This window comes from Rathayibacter sp. RFBD1 (assembly GCF_002932915.1).
Taxonomy (GTDB): domain Bacteria; phylum Actinomycetota; class Actinomycetes; order Actinomycetales; family Microbacteriaceae; genus Rathayibacter.
Genome location: NZ_PSWQ01000020.1, coordinates 34,774 through 54,789, shown reverse-complemented (window position 1 = coordinate 54,789; position 20,016 = coordinate 34,774). Strand labels below are relative to the sequence as shown.

Here is a 20,016-nt window from a genome sequence, read left to right as displayed (position 1 = left end):
CTAGGCGGGCCCCGCGCCGTAGCGGACGGTCTCCCAGCCGCGCGGGACCAGGAGCCGCCGGTCGTGCTCGGCGCAGAGGTCGTAACCGTGCGGATCCGGCGCAGGACTCAGCGGCCCGACCGCCACCAGCGAGTCGCGGTAGTCGTAGGTCAGCGTGACGACGGCCTGCGCGCGGCAGCCCGTCCGCGAGCAGTGCCGTCCGGTCATCGCCGCCCACAGTAGCAATAGGCTGGAGCCATGCCCCGTGCTCGTCGTTCCGCCGCTCGCCCGACGAGCGGGTCGCGCGGAGGCTCCCGCGACCGGCACGGCCGCGGCGCACGAGGGCCGATCACCGGTCCGCACCTCCCCCTGCTGCAGACCCGCTCCGACTTCTTCGAGGCGACGATCGGCTCGGCCTTCGACTACCTCCGCGACACCTGGCCGGAGGAGCTCGCCGGCATCCGCGTCGACGTCGCGGCGACTCCCGACGTCGACCCCGACCGGCTGCAGGGCACGGGCATCGCGCGGTGGCGCGTCGACCACGCCGCGCGCCGCATCACGCTCTACCGCGTGCCGATCGAGCGCCTGGCGAAGCTGCACCGCCGCGACGAGTGGCATCAGCGCATGCTGATCGAGAGCTACGTGTTCCGCGCCGTCGCGGAGCTGCTCGGCCGCGACCCGTGGGACATCTCCCCGGACCGCTACCGGCACCCCTGAGGCGTCGGCAGCTCAGTGGCGCCGGCACCGCCGAGGCGCCGGCACGGCCGAGGCGCCGGCACGGCCGAGGCGCCGCCGCCCCGCGACTCAGTGCGAGTAGACCGTGATCGGCGAGGAGAGCGGTCCCGGCGGGACGATCGTGTACGAGGCGATCCGCCCGTCGCGCGCGATCGAGATTGAGGCCTGCACCGGCTGAGTGCTGCTGACGACCGCGCCGTCGCCGTCCAGCGGGGTCGCGAGAGCCGCGAACGGGCCGAGCTCGAGGGTGCGGGTGCCGCCCGGTGCCTCGATCTCGACCGAGGCGGTCGAGTCGCTGCCGTTGACCAGGTGCAGCCGCGCGTCGCCCTCGCTCGTTCCGGCGACGCCGAAGGGCGTCGTGGTCGCGGTGCCGGAGGCGAACCAGGCGAAGTCCGTGCCGGCCGAGCCGGTCGAGGTCGTCCGCCCCGCCGCGACGATCGGCTGATCGGCCCGCAGGACGATGCGGTAGGAGCCGTCCGCCAGGCCCGTGAGCGGGACCTCGCCGACGAGGCCGGCGGGGACGACGACCTGGGTGGAGGCGCCCGACCCGCTCGGGTCCTCGTTGGTGACCTCGACCGAGACCGTGCTGTCGGCGTCGCCGGGGGTGAGGATGCGCAGCACGGGGCTGCCCGCGCCACCGCTGCCGTCGTCGCTCGCGGTCTCGGCCGGAGGCGACGTGACGGTGAAGCCGGCGATCACGGCGAGCGTGTCCGGGCCGGCGGAGGGGCCGGTGGTCTCGACGCCCTCCGGGGTGAGCCCGGAGATGGCGCTGCTCTGCATGCTCGCGGCGACCTCGCCGCCACGGGCGGTCACGTGCACGACGGGCTGGACGACCCCGGGGGCGAGCCCCGCGAGCGGGAGCGCGCGGACCGCTCCGGCCGGAACGACGATGCCCGTGGCGCCGGTGGCCTGGACGGTGCCGGTCTCGGAGAAGAGCGTGAGGTCGACGGTGGAGGCGACCTCGCTCGGGTTCGCCAGGATCAGCACGGAGGTGCGCCCGACGTCGGTCGAGCCGGCCACGAGCCAGCTGTCGGCCGAGGGCTCGGCGCAGGCGCGGGCGGACAGTCCGGAGAGGGTGTCCGTGCCGATGGCCTGGACGGTGGCTCCACCGGGAGCGGGGTCGGAGCCCGCGGGCACGCTCAGACCGGTGATGCCGGTGCCCGGTGCGGCGACATCGTCCTCGTCGAGGACCGTGGGGTCCGAGGTGGAGCCCTCGGGCCGGACTGCGGTCGCCGCGCCGTCGAGGGCGCGCAGCTGCTCCGGCTCTCCGGCGTCGATCAGATCGCCGCCGCAGACCAGCGAACTGTCGGCCGCGACGGGCGTCACGACGACGCCCTCCGCGGCGCTCGAGACCAGGGGGGACGGGAGGAGCTGGGGCACGACCACGGCGGCCGCGGCGATCACGACTCCGGCCGCGCCCACCGCACCGCGCAGGGCCGTCCGGCGCCGACGGGCGGCCGAGGGTGCGCGATCGGGCGTCGAGGCCGCGGCGCGATCGGCGCGGCGCTCCGCGCGGGAGCGGCGGGCGGAGGACTCGGGCATCTGCTTCTCCTGGTCGGCGGGGTCAGACATCGTCGTTCCCGTCGTCGAACTGGCCGGTGGCCTCGCCCGGCTCGTCGTCGATCCCGGCGACCGCGCCGCTGGAGCGGCCCCGCTCGAGCGAGAGCCCGGTGGGCACCGCCAGCAGGAGGGCGACGACGAAGACGAGGAGGAGGGCGATCGTGTAGGCGATCCCGAAGGGCCCGACCACGCCGGACGGAGCGGCCTCGGTGCGGGTCCCCTCGGTGTCGACGGCCGTCCAGAGGAGCCCGTAGCGGGTGTCGCCGACGGCCGAGAACGCCGCGTTGCCGTCGAGGGAGACGGCCGCCCGCGCGCGCACGGCGGCGGCCGCGTCGCCGACCTGGGTGCCGGCCGGCGCGGTCAGCACGACGAAGCGCACGCCGAGGCTCTCGAGCGCGGAGGGGACGTCGTAGCCCGTCCGCGAAACGAGGTTGCCCGCCAGCTCGTCGATCGCGTCCGTGCTCTCGGCGCCGGTGTTCGCGAGGGTCGACTGCTGGTCGAGGGTCGCGCCCGCTCCGCGCTCCAGCCGGGCGAGGACGCCGCCGTCCGCCTGCGGGACGAGCACGATCGTGCCCACCCGCGGGTCGTTCCGGGCCTCGGCCGCCACGTAGGCGGGGAGCGAGCGGTCCGACGTGGTCGACACCGACGTGCCGGCGCCGGTCGGGAAGGCCACCACGAGCGGACCGACCAGTGCTGCCGCCGCGGCCGTGACGACGAGCGCCGGCACCACGCGCACCGAGCGCACGGCGGCGAGCGAGAGCGACGCGCCGATCACCAGGCCGAGCCAGTAGAGGCTGAGACCGGTGCCGCTCCAGACGGAGACCGCCTCGGAGCCGGTGGTCGCGACCTGCACGCCCTGGGCGAGCGAGGCGGTCACGAGACCCGCCGCCGCGACGCCGACGCCGCCGAGGGCCGAGAGGTTGTTCGGGAGGAGGAGGGCGGCCAGCGCCGCGACGATCAGCGGCACGACGAGCACGGCCGTGACCAGCGGGGCGGCGGAGGCGCCGATCCCCAGACCGCCGAGGAACGCGAGCCATCCGTCGGGCAGACCGGCCGGGAAGCCGGCGAGCAGCGCGACGAGGTCCGACTGCGCGGAGGGCAGCGGGACGCCCGGATCCGCGAGGACGCCGAGCCAGTCGCCCCGCGGTGCGCGGGCGACCACCAGCGGGAAGAGCAGGACGGCCGCGGGGATCGGCAGGCCGAGGAAGCGGCCGATCCGCCGCCCCGAGGTGGCGACGACGACGAGCCAGATCACCAGGAGCGGCACGGCCAGCACCGGCGCGCACGCGACGACGGCCGCAGCCAGGATCGAGGCGCTCGCGGAGGCGGACCAGGAGCGGTACGCGCCGAACCCGGCGAAGAAGAGCCAGGGAAGCAGCACGTGCACCAGCAGCGGGGCGGGGCGCCCGTCGGCCTGCGCGGCGAAGAAGGCGGGAGCGAGGATGTAGACGAGGGCTCCGGCGGCGCGGGCGGTCGCGCGCGGGGTGAGCCGCGCGATCATCAGCCAGGCGCCGAGGGCGGCAGCGGGGAGCGCGACGAGATAGAGCAGCACCATCGAGTAGCTGGGCGACCAGAAGGTCAGCGAGCCGAGCACGGCGAGGACGGCGGCGAACGGGTCCGCCGCGCCGATGAACCCCGAGCCGAGGTCGCGCCAGCCGTAGGCCGCGTTGCGCCACAGCTCGCCGACGGTCGGCGAGAGCGTCAGCAGACCGCCGCCGCTGAGCGCGGGAGCAGCGAGGAGCGGCGTGTAGATCACCAGGCCGGCGAGCGCGGCGACGAGGACGACCCACACTCCCCCGCCCTGGAAGAAGTGCAGCGGATGGCGGTCCCGCCCGGCCTGCACGCGCACGGCGTCGTGGCGCACCGAGCGCAGCTGCCGCACCACGTCCAGCGGGATGCGCAGCGGCGCGACGGCCTTCCAGCCCACGTTCTTCGACGAGCGCAGCACCGTGCGGGCCCGCAGCACCTTCGTCCCCCCGAAGGCGACGACGAGGGCCGCGAGTAGCTCTCCTCCGACCAGCCCGGGCTGCTTGCGCAGCAGGCGCACGACCGCGCGGCCGATCGCCAGGGGGACGAGCGAGAGCCAGTGCAGGAGGAGGAGCGCGACGGGCGCGTAGGCGAGCCGGCGGTGCAGCTGCGCGGTGCGGTGCTGGCGCGCGCGGCGCCGCTCCCCGCTGTCGATGCGGCGGCCGTCGGGGCGCTGCAGCCCGATGCGGGCGGTGGTGACGCGGGCGTCCGGCACGCGGCTGACCCGGTGCCCGGCGAGCCGGGTGCGGATCGAGAAGTCGAGCGCGTCGTCGACGACCGGCAGGCCGGGGTCGAAGCCGCCGAGCTCCTCCCAGAGGGAGTGGCGCACGAGCATGCCGCCGGCGGCGACGGCCAGGACGTCGGGCGTGGAGTCGTGCTGGCCCTGGTCGAGCTCGTCCTCGACGAGGTGGACGGTAGTGCCGTGCTTGGTGATCGATTCGCCGTAGCTGCGAATGTAGCCGGAGCGCGTCCAGTCCATGATCTTGGGACCGGCGACGGCGACGGAGGGGGCGACCTCGACGGCTCCCAGCAGCGCCGCGAGGGCGCCGGGCTCGGGGGCGGAGTCCTGCGCGAGCAGCCACAGCCACTCGTCCTCTCCGGCCGGCGGCTGCATCACGCGGACAGCGCGGGCCACGGCCTGGCCGAAGGGGAGGTGCTCGGCGACCTGCACGAGCTGCGTCGGACCCCAGGACGCGAGGAGCTCGTCGGTCGTGTCCTTCGAGCCTCCGTCGACGAACACCGTCGCGTCGGGCTGACGGGTCTGCGCCCGCAGGGCCGCGAGGGTTCGTTCCAGATAGGCCGCGCCGTTGCGCGCGACGAGGACGGCGGTGACTCGTGGATACATCGCGGACCACCCTAAGCGATGCCGCCGCGCCGCCCGCCTGCGGCTCGCCGCCCCGTTTGTCGGGTCGCGGCGAGGAGGGGACTAGGCCCGGCGGCGCAGCTTCCGGCGCTCGCGCTCGGAGAGGCCGCCCCAGATGCCGAAGCGCTCGTCGTTCTCGAGCGCGTACTCGAGGCACTGCGCCCGGACCTCGCACGAGGTGCAGATCTTCTTGGCGTCGCGGGTCGAGCCGCCCTTCTCGGGGAAGAAGGCCTCGGGATCGGTCTGCGCGCACAGCGAGTCGACCTGCCAGGAGAGCGCGCCCCCCGGCGCCTCGGTCGCGGTGTCGATCCCGGGTCGGACCCCGGGCACGCCCAGACGGACCGGATCGACGAACCAGTCCTCGGGGACTCCGGAGTGCTGTTCCGGAAGCGTCATGCCGTCTCCTACCCCGCCTGCGAACCGATGATCGGCGGCCGCTCCTCCCGGAGCCGCTGCCTAGGTAATTACAGCGGTGTCATTCGCTCAGGTCAAGTCGCGGACCATAAACCCTCAACCCGCCGTGGAGGGTTCACGACACACCGGCGTGTCGCGAACGTGAGATCCGATCAGGCGGTCGCGGCGCTCCGTGCGCGCCAGGCGCTCTCCACCATCTCGGCGACCGTGTGGCGCATCTCCCAGCCCAGGTCGCGGGCCGCTGTCGCGCCGGAGGCGACGATGCGGGGCGGATCGCCCGGCCGCCGCGGGGCGACCTCGGGTGTGAAGGCGATGCCGGTGCTGTCGGCGATCGCGCGCATGATCTCCCCGACGGAGGCCCCGGATCCGCTGCCCAGGTTGTAGACCGGGTCGATCGGCTCGCCGGCGGCCAGGCGGCGCGCCGCGGCGACGTGCGCGAGCGCCAGGTCGGCGACGTGGATGTAGTCGCGGACGCAGGTGCCGTCCGGTGTCGGGTAGTCGTCGCCGTTGATCCGGGGCGTGCGGCCGTCCAGCAGCGCCTCGAAGACGAGGGGGAAGAGATTGTGGGGGCTGGTGTCGTAGACGTCCGGGTAGCCGGACCCGACGACGTTGAAGTAGCGCAGGGAGGCGTGCCTGACGCCGTGCGCCCGCCCCGCGTCCGCGAGCAGCCACTCGCCGATCAGCTTCGACTCGCCGTAGGGCGACTCCGGGCTCTTGGGGGTGTCCTCGGTGACGATCTCGACGTCGACCGCGCCGTAGACGGCAGCGCTCGAGGAGAAGACGATCGAGGAGACCCCGGCGCGCTCCATCGCCGCCAGCACGCGCATGGTGCCGGTGACGTTCTGCTCGTAGGTGTGCAGAGGGCGCTGCACCGAGACTCCGGCGTACTTGAACCCGGCGACGTGGACGACGCCCTCGATGTCGTGCTCGGCGAGCACGCGGTCGAGCAGGGCCTCGTCGAGGATCGAGCCCTGGTGGAACGGGACGCCCTCGGGCACGAACGACGCGTGCCCCGAGGAGAGGTCGTCGAGGACGACGGGGTCGATGCCCTGCTCCGAGAACGCGCGCACCACGTGCGCCCCGATGTACCCGGCTCCCCCGGTGACCAGCCATGCCATGTGGATCCTCCTCGGTGCGGGCCCGCGACTCCGCGCGCCGGAAGACACCCTAGCGGCGGGGATCGACGGCGTGGATAGGCCGGATGACGACGGGTGGCGATATCCTGCCGCCGTGCTCCGCTCCGTCGCCCTCCTCGCCCTGCCCGGCCTCGCGCCGTTCGAGTTCGGGGTCGTCTGCGAGGTGTTCGGGATCGACCGCGGCGCCGACGGAGGGCCCGCCCTCGACTTCCGGATCGCCACTCCCGATCCGGGCCCCGTCCGGACGAGCCTCGGATTCGACCTGCTGATCGCCGATGGTCTCGACGCGGCCCGGGACGCGGACCTGATCGCCGTCCCCGCCCACGGCCGCGGGCCGGCCGACGAGCGGGTCCTCGACCTTCTCCGCGAGGCTCACGAGCGCGGCGCGTGGATCCTCAGCGTCTGCAGCGGGGCCTTCACCCTGGCGCAGGCGGGCCTGCTCGACGGCCGGCGCGCGACCACGCACTGGATGCACGCCGCGGAGCTCGCCCGGCGCTTCCCCTCCGTCACGGTGGACCCCGAGGTCCTCTACGTGCAGGAGGGGCGCATCGTGACGAGCGCGGGCACCGCGGCCGGCATCGACGCGGCGCTGCACGTGGTGCGCGAGGAGCTGGGCGCGACGGCGGCGAGCGTCGTCGCCCGGCGGATGGTCGTGCCCCCGCAGCGCCACGGCGGGCAGGCGCAGTACCTGCGGACCCCCGTTCCCGAGGCGCGCGCGGACTCGCTGGCCGAGGTCACCGAGTGGATGCTGGAGCACCTCGACGAGGACCTCTCGATCGAGGCGCTGGCCCGTCGGGCCCTGATGGCCCCCCGCACCTTCGCGCGCCGCTTCCGGGCCGACCTCGGCACGACTCCGCTCACCTGGCTCACCCGCCAGCGCCTCCTCCGGGCGCAGGTGCTGCTGGAGGAGACGGAGCTGACCCTCGAGGCGGTCGCCGCGCGGGTCGGCTTCGGCACGGCCGCGGTGATGCGCCACCACTTCACGCGCGTCCTGCGGACCACGCCGGCGGCCTACCGCCGCACGTTCGCCGCCTGAGCGGCCGGGTCGTTGGAGGGGTCAGACCGTCGCGACGAAGAGCGTGCCCCGTCCGGTGGCGGCGAGAGCGCCCTCCGACGGGGTCACGAATACGCTGCCGCCGCGCTCGACGCGGACCGAGCCCTCGGCGCCCTCGAGCGAGAACGAGCCCTCGGTCGCGATCGCGATGGCGGGCCCGTGCAGGGCGACGCGGGCCGGCTCCTCCGACTCGGGCTCCACGACGGCGAGCACGAAGTCGGGGACGTCCGGACGGTAGACGCGCACGCCCGGCCCGGCCTCCTCGGCCGGGAGGTAGGGCACGGGCAGCGGCGAGAACTCGAGCACGCTCACCAGCTCGGGCACGTCGATGTGCTTGGGCGTGAGGCCCCCGCGCAGCACGTTGTCGGAGGCGGCCATCAGCTCCACGCCCGTGCCCGCGAGGTAGGCGTGGATGTTGCCGGCGGGCAGGTAGAGCACCTCGCCACGGGCGAGGCGGACGCGGTTGAGCAGGAGCGAGAGCACGATGCCGGGGTCGCCCGGGTAGCTCTCGGCCAGGTCCCGGACCGTGGTCGTCTCGAGGCGGTCGTCGCCCGCGGACGCCGCGACGACCGCGGACACCAGCGCGGCGACCTCGGCGCGGTCGCCGTCGGCGAGCAGCCACGACACGGCGCCGCGGAGGACCTCCGAGGGCTCGCCCTCGAGCGTCCGGGCGAACCGCGCGATCGCGGCCGCCTCCTCCGCCGGGGCGCGCCCGGCCAGCTCGGCGAGCAGCGCCCGGGCGTCCGCCGGCTCGCGGAAGCCGCAGAGCGCGTCGAAGCTCTCGCTGAGCGCGTAGATCAGCTCGGGCTTGTGGAACGGGTCCTTGTAGTTGCGATCGGCGGCGTCGTGCGGGATGCCGGCCTCCTCCTCCTCGACGAACCGGCGCCGGGCCCGCTCGGACGAGGGGTGGGCCTGGAGAGACAGCGGCCCGCCCGCCGCGAGGATCTTGAGCAGGAACGGCAGACGGGGAGCGCCCGAGACCGGATCGACCGACCCCTCCACTCCGGCGAGCGCCGCCTCGGGGTGCTCGGCGATCCACTCGGCGAGCGTGCCGACGCCGACCGAGGCGGGGTCGAGGACGCGCGCGGGCGAGCCCGGGTGCGCGCCGAGCCAGAGCTCGGCCTCGGGGGCGCCGGAGGGCGCGGTGCCGAGGGCCTCCGAGATGCCGGTGAGCGAGCCCCAGGCGTAGTCGCGGGGGGTGTTGCCGATCGGGATGAACACGGGAGCGCTGGCCTTCCGTCCGAGGGGTGGGTCCGAGCCGCTCAGCCGGACGCGCCGGGGCCGCTCCGCTGCGACGCTAGCAGGATCCACAACGCGGGCCCGGGAGGAGGGCCCGCCTGTTGGTGCTCTCCGCCAGAGGACGCGGCACTCGCAGGCGCGCTTCGTACGCTGGGAGTCGCAGCACTGTCGCCGTCGGAGCGGTCGCCGTGCCGCATCCGACGAGCGAGGGAGCACAGAGCATGGACAGCACGACCTTCGAGACCCTGGGGGCCGACTTCTACGGGTTCGAGGCGGCGCTCACGCCCGCCGAGAAGGAGCTGCTGGTCGGCGTCCGCGCGTTCCTCGAGGAGCAGGTGCGGCCGATCGCCGACGAGTACTGGGAGCGCGCGGAGTTCCCACGGCAGCTGATCCCCGGGATCCACGCCACCGGCGTCATCGGCCTCTCCTGGCCCGAGACCCGCGCGATCGAGAACTCCGCCGTGTTCCGCGGCTGGGTGGCGCTCGAGCTGGGCCGGGTGGACGCGGGCATCGCGACCTACGTCGGCGTGCAGAACGGCCTGGTGATGGGCACGGTCGGCGTCGCCGGCTCCGAGGAGCAGCGCGCCGAGTGGCTGCCGAAGCTCGCCTCGGGCGAGGTCGTCGGCGCCTTCGGCCTCACCGAGCCGCACTCCGGCTCCGACTCCGCCCAGGGCCTGCGCACCACCGCCCGCCGGGACGGCGACGACTGGATCCTCGACGGCGAGAAGCGCTGGATCGGCAATGCGACCTTCAGCGACGTGACCGTGATCTGGGCGAAGGACGCGGAGGACGGCCAGGTGAAGGGCTTCCTCGTCCCCACCTCGACACCGGGCTACCGCGCCACCGCCATCGCGCGCAAGCAGAGCCTGCGCACGGTGCAGAACGCCGACATCGTGCTCGAGGGCGTCCGCGTCCCGGAGTCGCTGCGCCTGCAGGGCGCGAACTCGTTCCGCGACACCGCGAAGGTGCTCCGGCTCACCCGTGCCGAGGTCGCCTGGCAGGCCATCGGCGTCGCGATCGGCGCCTACGACGCGGCGCTGCGCTACGCGAAGGAGCGCGTGCAGTTCGGCAAGCCGCTCGTCGGGCACCAGCTGGTGCAGGACCTCCTGGTCAAGAGCATCGGCAACATCACGGCCAGCATCGCCCTGGCGACCCGCGTGTCCGAGATGCTCGACGCCGGCGAGCAGCGCGACGAGCACTCCGCCCTCGCGAAGGCCTACGCGACGGCCCGGATGCGCGAGACCGTCGCCTGGTGCCGCGAGGTGATGGGCGGCAACGGCATCGTCCTCGACTACGGCGTCGCCCGCTTCTTCGCCGACGCGGAGGCCCTCTACTCCTACGAGGGCACCCGCGAGATGAACACGCTGATCGTCGGCCGCTCGATCACCGGCACCGCTGCGTTCGTCTGAGCCTCCCCGGCCGGGGAGGGTGCGGCGGCGCGCCCGGCACGCCGCCGCGCCGCCCCCGCTCCCTAGACTGGTCGCCATGATCCGACGCGCCGCCCCCGCCGCTCCCCGAGCGCTCGCGGTGGCGGTGCTGGCCGTGCTGCTGGCCGGCCAGTCGCTGCGGAACCTCGCCGGATGGTGGGGCTGGGGCGTCGTCGTCGCGCTGCTCCTGGGCGCCTCGATCGCCGTGCTCGTCCGCGCCCGCCCCCGCCCGCGCTGGGCCCGCACGCCGAAGTCGCTGGTCCTCTTCCTCGGGCTCGCGGTGCTCTCGCTGCTGTGGTCCGCCTATCCGGGAGCGAGCGCGATCGGAGTCACGGCGCAGCTCGCGACGACGCTCGGCGGCGTCGTCCTCGCCGTCACGCTGAGCAGCCGGGAACTGCTCACGGCTCTCGGACGGGCCCTGCGCCTCTCCGTCGGCCTCTCGCTCCTCTTCGAGCTCGTGATCGCGGTCGTCGTGCGGCAGCCCGTCCTGCCGTTCGGCGTCGAGCCTCCCGCCGACGGACCGACGCCCGACGCCTTCTACTGGTCGCAGGCAGCCCTCTTCACCGGCGAGCCCGTCCAGGGGATCGTCGGCAACCGCAACCTCCTCGGCTTCCTCGCCCTGCTCGGCCTGATCGTGATCGCGATCGAGCTGGCGGCCCACTCGGTCCGGCGCCGCTGGGGAGCGGTCTGGGTCGCCCTGTTCGTCGCGACCCTCCTGCTCACCCGCTCGGCCACCGTCCTGCTCTGCCTCGTCGCCGTCGTCCTCGCGGCCGCGTTCGCGCTCTGGGCTCGCCGGAGGGGCGAGTCCCGCCGCCGTCCCGTCTACCTGACCGCCGCGGGGCTGGCGGTGGCCGCCGTCGCCGGAGGCGCCGCGGGCTGGGGCGCCCTCCTCGGCCTGCTCGGCAAGAGCGAGGACGCCACGGGCCGCCTCGACATCTGGGACTCGGTGATCGCGCTCACGCTGCAGCGCCCGGTCCTCGGCTGGGGCTGGGTCAGCTACTGGGCTCCCTGGGCCGCCCCGTTCGACACCCTCGCCGAGCGCAAGGGCGTGCTCTACCTGCAGGCCCACGACGCCTGGCTCGACGTCGCCCTCCAGCTCGGAGCGGTCGGCCTCGTCCTCTTCGCGGCGCTCGCCGTCTCGACGCTGTGGCGCTCCTGGTTCCGCGCGGTCGACCGCCCGCGGCGCGACGCGACCTCGACCCTCCCCTACACGGCCGTCAGCCTCGCTCCGCTGCTGATCGTGGTCGCCCTCCTGGCGCAGTCGCTGTTCGAGAGCCGGATCCTGATCGAGGGAGGCTGGCTGCTCCTCGTCCTCTTCGCGGTGCAGACCAAGCGACCGGCGACCGAGACGCCCGAGGTCCTCGCCGCGACCCCGCTCCCCCTCGCCGACGCCTCCCCGAGGCGATGAGGCCCCGCCGCCCCTCGCTCCCCGCCTCCGTCGCCGACGCGACGGCGTCCCCGCAGTTCGCGGCGGCCCTCGCGCAGACCACTCTCGTCACCGTCCTCTGCGCCCCGGCGGTCCGCGGGCTCATCGGCTGGCCCGGCTACATCGCCGCCGTCGCCACGCTCACCGCCCTCGCCGCGGTCATGCTCGTCCTGCGGCGCGGGCGGCTCGACTGGGAGGGCCTGCTGCCCACGAGCATCCTGGTGTTCCTCGGCTGGATCGCGCTCAGCGTGCTGTGGAGCGACTACACCTGGGCCACGGTCTCGAGCGTCGTCTACCAGTTCGCCCTGGCGTTCCTGGCGATCGCGATCGGCCTCACGCGCGACATCATCCAGATCATCCGCTCGGTCGGCGACGTGCTGCGGGTCGTGCTGATCGCCTCGCTGGCCGTGGAGGTGCTCTCGGGGGTGCTGATCGACCAGCCGCTGCGCTTCCTCGGCGTGGAGGGTCTGCTCGCGGTCGGCGGGCCGATCCAGGGACTCGTCGGCACGCGCAACCAGCTCGGGCTGGTCTGCCTGCTGGCGATCGTGACGTTCTCGGTGGAGCTGATGACCCGCTCCGTCGCCCGCGGGCCGGCCGTCGCCTCGATCGCCCTCGCCGCGGTCACCCTCCTCTTCACGCGCTCCGCCGTGAGCGCGGGCGTGCTCGCCGTGGCCGTCGTCGTCGCCCTCGCTCTGCGCTGGGTGCGCCACGGCGACGGCGCCCACCGCCGTCGGCGGCAGTTCGCGGTGCTCGGCGTCGCCGCCGCGGCCTCCCTCACCGTGTGGCTCCTGCGCTACCGGGTGATCGAGCTGCTGAACGCGGGCAGCGAGTTCGAGTTCCGGCTGCGGCTCTGGCAGCAGGTCTGGCGCTTCACGGACCTCGCTCCGATCGTCGGCTGGGGCTGGGTGGGCTACTGGCGGCCCGACCTCTACCCCTTCACCGCCATCGACTACCTCTCGGGCCGCCCGCACTCGTCGAGCCTCAACGCGCTCTTCGACGTGGCCCTGCAGGTCGGCGCGGTCGGGGTGGTCCTCTTCGTCGTGCTGATCGGCCTCGCGCTCTGGCGCTCCTGGCTGATCGCCTCCGAGCGCAAGGCGGTCGTGCACGTCTGGCCGGTGCTGGTGCTGACCGTGCTGATGGTCACCGCGCTGGCCGAGAGCTCGATCCTGCTCGACGCCGGCTGGCTGCTCGTGGTGCTCTGCGCGATGCGCGCGGCCCAGGGACTGAGCTGGCGCCGGCTCCTGCACCCGCGGGACTGACCGGACTCCTCAGCGCCCGCGCCGCCGCGCCACCTGGCGGAGCACGGCGAGGTGCTCCTCCCGGCAGCGCTCCCAGCTGAAGGACCGGGCGCGCTCGACGCCGAGCGGGCCGAGCTCGCCGGTCCGCTCGATCGCCTCGAGGATCCCGTCCGCGATCGAGCGCGGCTCGAGCGGATCGACGTAGACCGCGGCGTTCCCGCAGATCTCCGGGAGCGAGCCCGCGTCGGAGGCGGCCACCGGGCATCCGGACGCCATCGCCTCGATCGGCGGGAGGCCGAAGCCCTCGTAGAGGCTCGGGAACGCCAGCACCGCGGCTCGGCGGTAGAGGTCGGCGAGCTCCTCCGGAGTGACGTGGCCGCGCCACTCGACGAAGTCCGGCAGCGGGCCGAGGCGGTCCAGATCCCCTCCGGTCAGCACGAGCCGGAGGGCGTGCCCCTGCTCCCGCAGGAGGCGCACCGCCTCGAACAGGCGGGCGTGGTTCTTGTGCGGCCAGGCGCGCGCCGGGTAGAAGACGAAGTCCTCGCGTGTGCCCAGATTCGCGACGAAGCGCCGGGTGTCCACGCCGAGATGCGACACGTGGATCCGCTCCTCCGGGATGCCCAGCAGCTCGACGATCCGCCCCTTGGTGAAGGCGCTGATGGTGATGACCGCGTCGGCGCGGCGAGCGGTCGCCTCGTAGGCGAGCCGGCGGAAGACGCGCTCGACGCGGGGGAAGAGGTGCGGGAGGTCGCGGTGCTGCAGGTCGAACAGCATCTGCACGTGCCCCTGCCGCCGCGACGGCCACGGGAGCGGGACCGTGAACGGGAAGTAGAGCACCGCGTCCCGGCCGAGGCGCCGGCGCAGGCGCGGCGTGCGCAGGAGCGCCTGGAGCATCCCCACGGCCCGGCGGCGGTGGCCCGCCCCGCTGACGACCCCTTCGGCCACGACCTCGGGCACGCCCTCGCTGAAGCCGCGGGCGTTCTCGGGGACGAGCACCTGCACGGCGGGTCCCTCCTCCCCCGGCCGCGGCGCCAGGAGGCGCGTGAGCGCGCGCGCGTAGGTCTCGCCGCCGCCCATCCCGCCCGGGTCGACGGTGAGCACGGCGAGCGTGACGGGGCGGAGTTCCGGCATGGCGTCCAATCGGTCCGAAGCCCGGCCAGGATACCGGCGGGCCGCACCGCTCCCGGCGCCCGGCCGTGCCCGTGGGTAGTATGTGTCCCGCTGTCATCGACCCCGACGAATTGGACCACCACGTGCCCCGCGCTTTGATCACCGGAATCACCGGCCAGGACGGCCTCTACCTCGCCGAGCTCCTCCTCTCGAAGGGCTACGAGGTCTTCGGGCTCGTCCGCGGGCAGAACAACCCCAAGTACGAGCTGGTCCGCCGCACCGTGCCCGAGGTGACCCTGCTCACCGGCGACCTGACCGACGTGTCGAGCCTCGTGCGCGTGCTCGCCGCCGCCCAGCCCGACGAGGTCTACAACCTCGGTGCGATCTCATTCGTCGCCTACTCGTGGGAGAACGCGTCGCTCACCACCGATGTGACCGGCAAGGGCGTGCTCAACATCCTCGAGGCGACCCGCCTCTACGCCGGCTCCGACATGTCGCGCGTGAAGTTCTACCAGGCCTCCTCCTCCGAGATGTTCGGCAAGGTCCAGCAGGTCCCGCAGAGCGAGGAGACGCTGCTCTGGCCGCGCTCGCCCTACGGAGTGGCCAAGGTCTTCGGCCACTACATGACCATCAACTACCGCGAGTCGTACGGCATGCACGCCTCCTCCGGCATCCTCTTCAACCACGAGTCGCCCCGCCGCGGCCCGGAGTTCGTCACCCGCAAGATCAGCCTCGCGGTCGCCCGCATCAAGCTCGGCCTCCAGGAGACGCTGGAGCTCGGCAACCTCGACGCGAAGCGCGACTGGGGCTTCGCCGGCGACTACGTCGACGCGATGTGGCGCATGCTGCAGCAGCCCGAGGGCGACGACTACGTGGTCGCGACCGGCGAGACCCACGAGATCCGCGAGTACCTCGACATCGCCTTCAACCACGTCGGCATCGAGGACTGGACCCCGTACGTGACCCAGAACCCCGCGTTCATGCGTCCCGCCGAGGTGGACCTGCTGATCGGCGACCCGGCGAAGGCGCGCGACGTACTCGGCTGGGAGCCGAAGGTCTCGTTCCCCGAGCTCGTGGCGATGATGGTCGAGAACGACCTCGCCGAGCAGTCCGCGCTGATCAAGTAGTCATGCCTGCCGCTCTCGTCACCGGAGCGAGCGGTCAGGACGGGGGCTACCTCGTCGAGCGCCTGCTCGCCGACGGCTGGGAGGTCTCCGCGCTCGTGCGCGGGACCGACGACGCCGCTCTTCCCGCCGCCGTCCGCCCCTTCGAGGGCGATCTCCGCGACGCCTCCGGCCTCGGCCGCATCGTCGCGGAGGCGCGGCCGGACACGGTCTTCCACCTCGCCGGCCTCTCCTCCGTCGCGCTCTCGTGGAAGGAGCCCGTGCTCACGGCCGAGGTGACCGGCACCGCGGTCGCCGCGCTCCTGGAGGCCTCGCTGGCGCTCCAGGAGTCGGCGGGCCGGGAGGTCCGCTTCGTCCAGGCCTCGTCCTCCGAGATCTTCGGGGCCGCGACCGAGAACCCGCAGACCGAGCGGACCCCGATCCGCCCGGTCTCGCCCTACGGAGCCGCGAAGGCGTTCGCGCACCACCTCGTCGCGGTCTACCGCGGCCGCGGGCTGCACGCCTCGTCCGGCATCCTCTACAACCACGAGTCGCCCCGACGGCCGCTGGGCTTCGTCACCCGCAAGATCACCGCCGGAGTCGCGGCGATCGCGACGGGCGCCGAGTCGGAGCTCTCGCTCGGCAATCTCGACGCGCGCCGCGACTGGGGCTGGGCTCCCGACTACGTGGACGCCCTCGTGCGCGCCTCGCGCGCCGAGGAGGCGGGCGACTACGTCGTGGCGACCGGAGTCGCGCACTCGGTCCGCGACTTCGTCCGTGCCGCCTTCACCGCGGCCGGCATCGACGACTGGGAGCAGCGGGTCACGATCGACCCGCGGTTCGCGCGCCCCGTGGACGCCCCCGAGATGCGCGGGGACGCCTCCCGGGCCCGCGAGGTGCTCGGCTGGGCGCCGACCGTCGGCTTCGAGGAGATCGTCGCCCGCATGGTCGAGAACGACCTCGAGCTGGCGCGCCGCTCCCGCTGAGCCGCGCCCACCGCGTGCAGAAGGCCCCCGCTCCTGGAGCGGGGGCCTTCTGCACGCGGTGGGTCGAGGACGCCTAGGCGGTCGCGTCCGACTGCGCGGCCCGGCCCCGCTCGTCGACGCCCTCGCCCTCGACGAGGTACGACCAGACGCGGGCGGCGTACTCGTCCCAGGTGCCGCCGTCGATCGCGAGCGCCTCCGCCGAGAGCCGCGCGTGCAGCTCGTCGTCGGTCAGCAGCCGCTCGAGGGCCGCGGCGATGTCGTGGTCGTCGTGCGGATCGACGAACAGCGCGCCGCCCGAGGCGGAGACCTCGTGCATGCTGCCGAAGCCGGAGGTCACGACCGGGGTGCCGACCGAGATCGACTCCACGATCGGGAGACCGTAGCCCTCGTTGATCGAGGGGAACACGGTGCACCGGGCCAGGCGGTAGGCGCTCCAGAGCAGCGCGTCGGTGATCTTGGAGAGCGAGCGGACCGGACGGCCCTGGCCCTCGAGGACCTCGAGTCGGTACTCGAACTCGGCGCTGCTCCAGGCGTTGCCGCCGATGAAGACCAGGCTGAAGCGAACGCCCCGGCGCCAGAGCAGCTCGGCGGCCTGGAGCACCGCCAGGTGGTTCTTCCGCGGCTCGTGGCTGCCGACGCAGACGACGAGCGGGAGGTCGCCGGTCACCAGCGAGCGCGCGGCGGTGGCCAGCTCCTCGTCCGAGACGCTCTCCGGCTGCGAGGGCAGCAGGATCGGCCGGATGTCCGGCCCCTGCATCCCGACGCTGCCGAGCATGTGGCGCCAGCCGGAGTACTCGGTCGCGGCCGCCTCGGAGATGGTCGCGATGCGGTCCATGTGCGACACGGCGACGAGCGTGCGCGAGAAGGCGGCACTGATGCCGGTGCTCGCCGTCTCGGCGGTGGTGACAGGCACGCAGTCGAAGCCGATGGTGCCCGTGCGGTTGCCGCTGAACTCGGCCAGAGCGGAGACGCGCGACGTCCGCTCGTCCTCCACGGCGAGCTCGGGCAGGAGGTAGGTGCCCTGCCACGGGACGATCACGCGGGAGCGGTCCTCCGCGGCGTCGGGCACGTCGCCCGAGACGGCGTTCCGGCTCTGCTCCGGGGTGAGCATGACGAGCGACTCGTGGGTCGAGTCCCAGCCGGCGAGCAGGATCTCGTGGTCGCGCGTCCAGCGGACGAGGCTCTGGCGCACCACGCGCTGGATGCCCGTGGCCAGTCCCGTGCGCGCGGTGTGGTGAACGTCGACGACGACCGCGCCGACGACCACCTCGACCTCGGGGTGGTGGAAGCGGGCGAAGACCCGGTTCGAGGCGATGGTGGACGCGGCGTGGGTGAGCAGACCGGCGGTGCCGTCCAGCCGGGCCCGGCGGCGGCCGTCGACGACGTCCTCCCGGCGCGGGAGCGTGCCGCGGAGGACGGCGAGCACCAGCCAGACCTCGCGGTCGGTGGGGGCGGGCAGCAGAACGCTCAGCTGTCCCGTGAGGGCGTCGACGCTGCCCAGCGGCTCCACGGTGGGGGCCAGGGTGCGCACCAGGGTGGCGAGACGGTCGACCAGGTACTGCTTAGAGCGCACGGGGCGCCTCCTCGTGCTCGATGAGGGCCGAGGGGCCGATCAGGGCGGCCCACAGCTCCCGGGCGTAGTCGTCCCAGGTGCGCTCGGGCCGCTCGGCCGCCTCGAGGCGGAGCTCGTCGACGAGCTCCGGCGACGTCAGCAGGCGGCGCATGCCGTCGGTGATCTCCTCGTCGGACTCCGGGTCGATCAGGACGCATCCGCCGTGCTCGGCGATCTGCGCCGTGCTGCCGTAGCGCGAGGTCAGCACGGGGAGCCCGATCGACAGCGCCTCGGCGACCGGCAGGCCGTACCCCTCGTGCAGCGACGGGAACGCCAGGAACAGCGCCTCCCGGTAGCTCGCGATCAGGACGTCGTCGTCGGCTCCGCGGAGCACCTCGACCGGGCGTCCGGCGGCGACCAGCTCGCGCACGCGGGGATCGAAGACCTGGTGCGCCCATGGGTTGGCCCCGCCGATGAAGCGGACGCGGAAGCGCAGGCCCTCGCGCCAGAGGACCTCGGCGGCGTGCAGCACCGCGAGGTGGTTCTTGCGGGGCTCCTGGCTGCCGACGCAGAGCACGAGCGGCAGGCCGGACGCGCTCCGGCCCTCGGAGCGAAGGCCGTCCGGGAGCTCCACGGGCAACGGGACCGGGACGACGGTCGGGCCGGTGAGGCCCTGAGCGGGGAGCGCTCGCACGAAGCCCTCGAACTCCAGCGCGGCCGCGGCGCTCACCGTGGCGACGCGCTCGGCGTGCTTGACCACGGAAAGGAAGTTGACGAAGCGCACCGTCTCCTCCGGCGGCACCGTGTCGGCGCTGACGACGGGGATGGCGTCGTGGCCGAGGACGACGACCTCGTTGCCGGAGTACTCGGCGAGGGCCGCGAGCGGCCCGCACTGGTTGTAGTCGGGCACCGAGGGGATGACGACGACGCTGCGGTAGGGCACGACGAACTCGATGCGCTCCGGATCGCCGTGCTCCCAGTCGCGCCGCCCGGCGGAGGACCAGTCGACGACGCGCTCGTGCTCGATCGCGCTCAGCCGCCGGAAGGACATCGATCCGTGGACCCAGGCGACCGGGACGATCTCGTGCTCGGCGTCCCAGCGGGACACGGTCTGGCGCACGACCCGCTGGACGCCGGTGTTGTGCCCGTGGCGGGCGGGGAAGTCGACGTCGATCAGGACGGCCCCGGTGACGACCTCGACGCGGGCGTCCAGATCGGCGAACCCGGTCGCGGTGCGGGAGCCCGCCTCGAGGAAGATGCGCAGCGCCGCCTCCTCGGGGGCGAGCTCGAGGGCGCGGCGGAACCAGTCGAACAGCTCGCTCGTCGGGTACGCGGCCGTGAACGACACCAGCGCGACCCAGGTCAGCTCGTCGTCCTGGCGCGAGCGGATCTCTCGGGCCACCTCGTCGAGGTACGGGCCGGGCCCGCGGGTGCGCAGCGAGGCGCGGCGCTCCTCGTCGAAGAGGAGCGCGCCGATCTGCTCCAGGCGCTGCAGCATCGCCTCCGTGCGGTGGGCGCGCGCGGCGGCCGAGCCGGCGGCCGAGACCTGCGACCGGTCGCTCATCGCGCCCGACCGGACAGGCGGCGCTTCACGAAGCGCGCGCTGTGGCCGACGGCGCCCGACAGCCCGAGCTGCTCGACGCGGATCTGGAAGGTGCGCACCAGGCGGAGCGGCTTCGTCACCCGCCAGGAGAGGGTGCGCTCGAAGCCGGAGGCGGTCACTCCGCCCACCTGGATCCGCTCGACCCACTCGTCGAAGGGGTCGTTGAGGAGGGAGTCGACCTGCGCGCGCAGGCGGGCGAGCTCCTCGTCCGGGGACTCGGGCTCGGCGAGACGGGGCTCCACCGGAACCCCGGACGTGCGCGCGGGCTCCGCCGGGACGGCTGCGGGAGCGGCGTCGCCGACGGCCGACTCGAGGCTCGGGTCGGGAGCGGGAGGAGCGTCCTCGCCCGTGCCGCCGAGGACGGGGGCGGGGTCCCCAGCGCTCTGCGGCGCCGGGTCCAGGGGGACGTCGGAAGGCTGCGTGGGCATGGCGAACACCTCGTTCGTGTCGTTCAGTCGGCGAGCGGGAGCAAGACTACCCGCCATGCGCCGCGCACCGGCACGCCAGCCAGGGGGCTCCAGGGTGGGCCGCACGTATAATGATGCGGTCCGTCGCCCGGCGGAG

Annotated in this window: 17 protein-coding genes; 7 read left to right on the top strand and 10 right to left on the bottom strand. The window is 74.0% G+C overall.

Annotated elements, in window-relative coordinates; genetic code table 11:
- Positions 1-207 (bottom strand): DUF3499 family protein, encoded by a 207-nt coding sequence (locus C5D50_RS09455; protein WP_104224141.1) that lies wholly within the window; start codon positions 205-207, stop codon positions 1-3.
- Positions 208-237: 30 nt separating this feature from the next.
- Between C5D50_RS09455 and C5D50_RS09450 the strand changes: the two genes are divergently transcribed.
- Positions 238-696 carry a metallopeptidase family protein gene (locus tag C5D50_RS09450; protein ID WP_104283362.1) on the top strand — a complete coding sequence of 153 codons (459 nt, stop codon included), beginning with the start codon at positions 238-240 and terminating at the stop codon, positions 694-696.
- A gap of 87 nt (positions 697-783) precedes the next feature.
- On the opposite strand, the gene C5D50_RS09445 is transcribed toward C5D50_RS09450, so the two are convergent.
- The 4 genes from C5D50_RS09445 to galE all read right to left on the bottom strand — a co-directional run bounded on the left by C5D50_RS09445 (position 784) and on the right by galE (position 6,696).
- Positions 784-2,286 (bottom strand): DUF5719 family protein, encoded by a 1,503-nt coding sequence (locus C5D50_RS09445; protein ID WP_146086912.1) that lies wholly within the window; start codon positions 2,284-2,286, stop codon positions 784-786.
- Complete coding sequence (locus C5D50_RS09440; RefSeq protein ID WP_104283360.1) at positions 2,279-5,146, bottom strand: glycosyltransferase family 2 protein; 2,868 nt, start codon at positions 5,144-5,146, stop codon at positions 2,279-2,281. The genes C5D50_RS09445 and C5D50_RS09440 overlap by 8 nt, the downstream gene beginning before the upstream one ends.
- 81 nt (positions 5,147-5,227) lie before the next feature.
- A complete protein-coding gene (locus tag C5D50_RS09435) occupies positions 5,228-5,560 on the bottom strand; it encodes a WhiB family transcriptional regulator (protein ID WP_104224145.1) in 333 nt (110 codons plus the stop codon).
- A 170-nt stretch (positions 5,561-5,730) separates the two neighbouring features.
- A complete protein-coding gene (galE, locus tag C5D50_RS09430) occupies positions 5,731-6,696 on the bottom strand; it encodes a UDP-glucose 4-epimerase GalE (RefSeq protein ID WP_104232806.1) in 966 nt (321 codons plus the stop codon).
- 112 nt (positions 6,697-6,808) lie between these two features.
- Between galE and C5D50_RS09425 the strand changes: the two genes are divergently transcribed.
- On the top strand, positions 6,809-7,750 hold the full coding sequence (locus C5D50_RS09425) for a GlxA family transcriptional regulator (RefSeq protein ID WP_104283359.1): 942 nt from the start codon (positions 6,809-6,811) through the stop codon (positions 7,748-7,750).
- 21 nt (positions 7,751-7,771) lie between these two features.
- Here C5D50_RS09425 and manA read toward each other — a convergent pair whose 3' ends face one another.
- Entirely contained in the window at positions 7,772-8,989 is a 1,218-nt protein-coding gene (gene manA, locus C5D50_RS09420; protein ID WP_104283358.1) for a mannose-6-phosphate isomerase, class I, read from the bottom strand.
- 239 nt (positions 8,990-9,228) lie between these two features.
- On the opposite strand from manA, the gene C5D50_RS09415 reads away from it, so the two are divergent.
- The 3 genes from C5D50_RS09415 (at position 9,229) to C5D50_RS09405 (ending at position 13,119) form a co-directional block, all read left to right on the top strand.
- The gene (locus C5D50_RS09415) at positions 9,229-10,416 is read left to right on the top strand and encodes an acyl-CoA dehydrogenase family protein (protein ID WP_104255244.1); all 1,188 of its coding nucleotides are present in this window, start codon (positions 9,229-9,231) and stop codon (positions 10,414-10,416) included.
- 76 nt (positions 10,417-10,492) lie between these two features.
- Positions 10,493-11,842 carry an O-antigen ligase gene (locus C5D50_RS09410; protein WP_104283357.1) on the top strand — a complete coding sequence of 450 codons (1,350 nt, stop codon included), beginning with the start codon at positions 10,493-10,495 and terminating at the stop codon, positions 11,840-11,842.
- The gene (locus C5D50_RS09405) at positions 11,839-13,119 is read left to right on the top strand and encodes an O-antigen ligase (RefSeq protein ID WP_104288995.1); all 1,281 of its coding nucleotides are present in this window, start codon (positions 11,839-11,841) and stop codon (positions 13,117-13,119) included. Before C5D50_RS09410 ends, C5D50_RS09405 begins: the two co-directional genes overlap by 4 nt.
- Positions 13,120-13,128: 9 nt before the next feature.
- Here C5D50_RS09405 and C5D50_RS09400 read toward each other — a convergent pair whose 3' ends face one another.
- Positions 13,129-14,229, bottom strand: coding sequence for a glycosyltransferase family 1 protein (locus C5D50_RS09400; RefSeq protein WP_104283353.1), 1,101 nt, complete (start codon positions 14,227-14,229; stop codon positions 13,129-13,131).
- Between the two features lie 122 nt (positions 14,230-14,351).
- On the opposite strand from C5D50_RS09400, the gene C5D50_RS09395 reads away from it, so the two are divergent.
- On the top strand, positions 14,352-15,335 hold the full coding sequence (locus tag C5D50_RS09395) for a GDP-mannose 4,6-dehydratase (RefSeq protein ID WP_104275317.1): 984 nt from the start codon (positions 14,352-14,354) through the stop codon (positions 15,333-15,335).
- A 2-nt stretch (positions 15,336-15,337) separates the two neighbouring features.
- Positions 15,338-16,297, top strand: coding sequence for a GDP-mannose 4,6-dehydratase (locus C5D50_RS09390; protein ID WP_104283352.1), 960 nt, complete (start codon positions 15,338-15,340; stop codon positions 16,295-16,297).
- A gap of 73 nt (positions 16,298-16,370) precedes the next feature.
- Here the strand turns inward: C5D50_RS09390 and C5D50_RS09385 are convergent, their stop codons facing one another.
- Genes C5D50_RS09385 through C5D50_RS09375 form a run of 3 tightly spaced genes read right to left on the bottom strand, consistent with a single transcriptional unit; the run spans position 16,371 to position 19,880 of the window.
- On the bottom strand, positions 16,371-17,870 hold the full coding sequence (locus C5D50_RS09385; RefSeq protein ID WP_104283351.1) for a glycosyltransferase family 1 protein: 1,500 nt from the start codon (positions 17,868-17,870) through the stop codon (positions 16,371-16,373).
- Complete coding sequence (locus C5D50_RS09380; protein WP_104223151.1) at positions 17,860-19,413, bottom strand: glycosyltransferase; 1,554 nt, start codon at positions 19,411-19,413, stop codon at positions 17,860-17,862. Before C5D50_RS09380 ends, C5D50_RS09385 begins: the two co-directional genes overlap by 11 nt.
- Entirely contained in the window at positions 19,410-19,880 is a 471-nt protein-coding gene (locus tag C5D50_RS09375) for a hypothetical protein (protein ID WP_104283350.1), read from the bottom strand. Before C5D50_RS09375 ends, C5D50_RS09380 begins: the two co-directional genes overlap by 4 nt.
- Between the last annotated feature and the right edge of the window lie 136 nt (positions 19,881-20,016).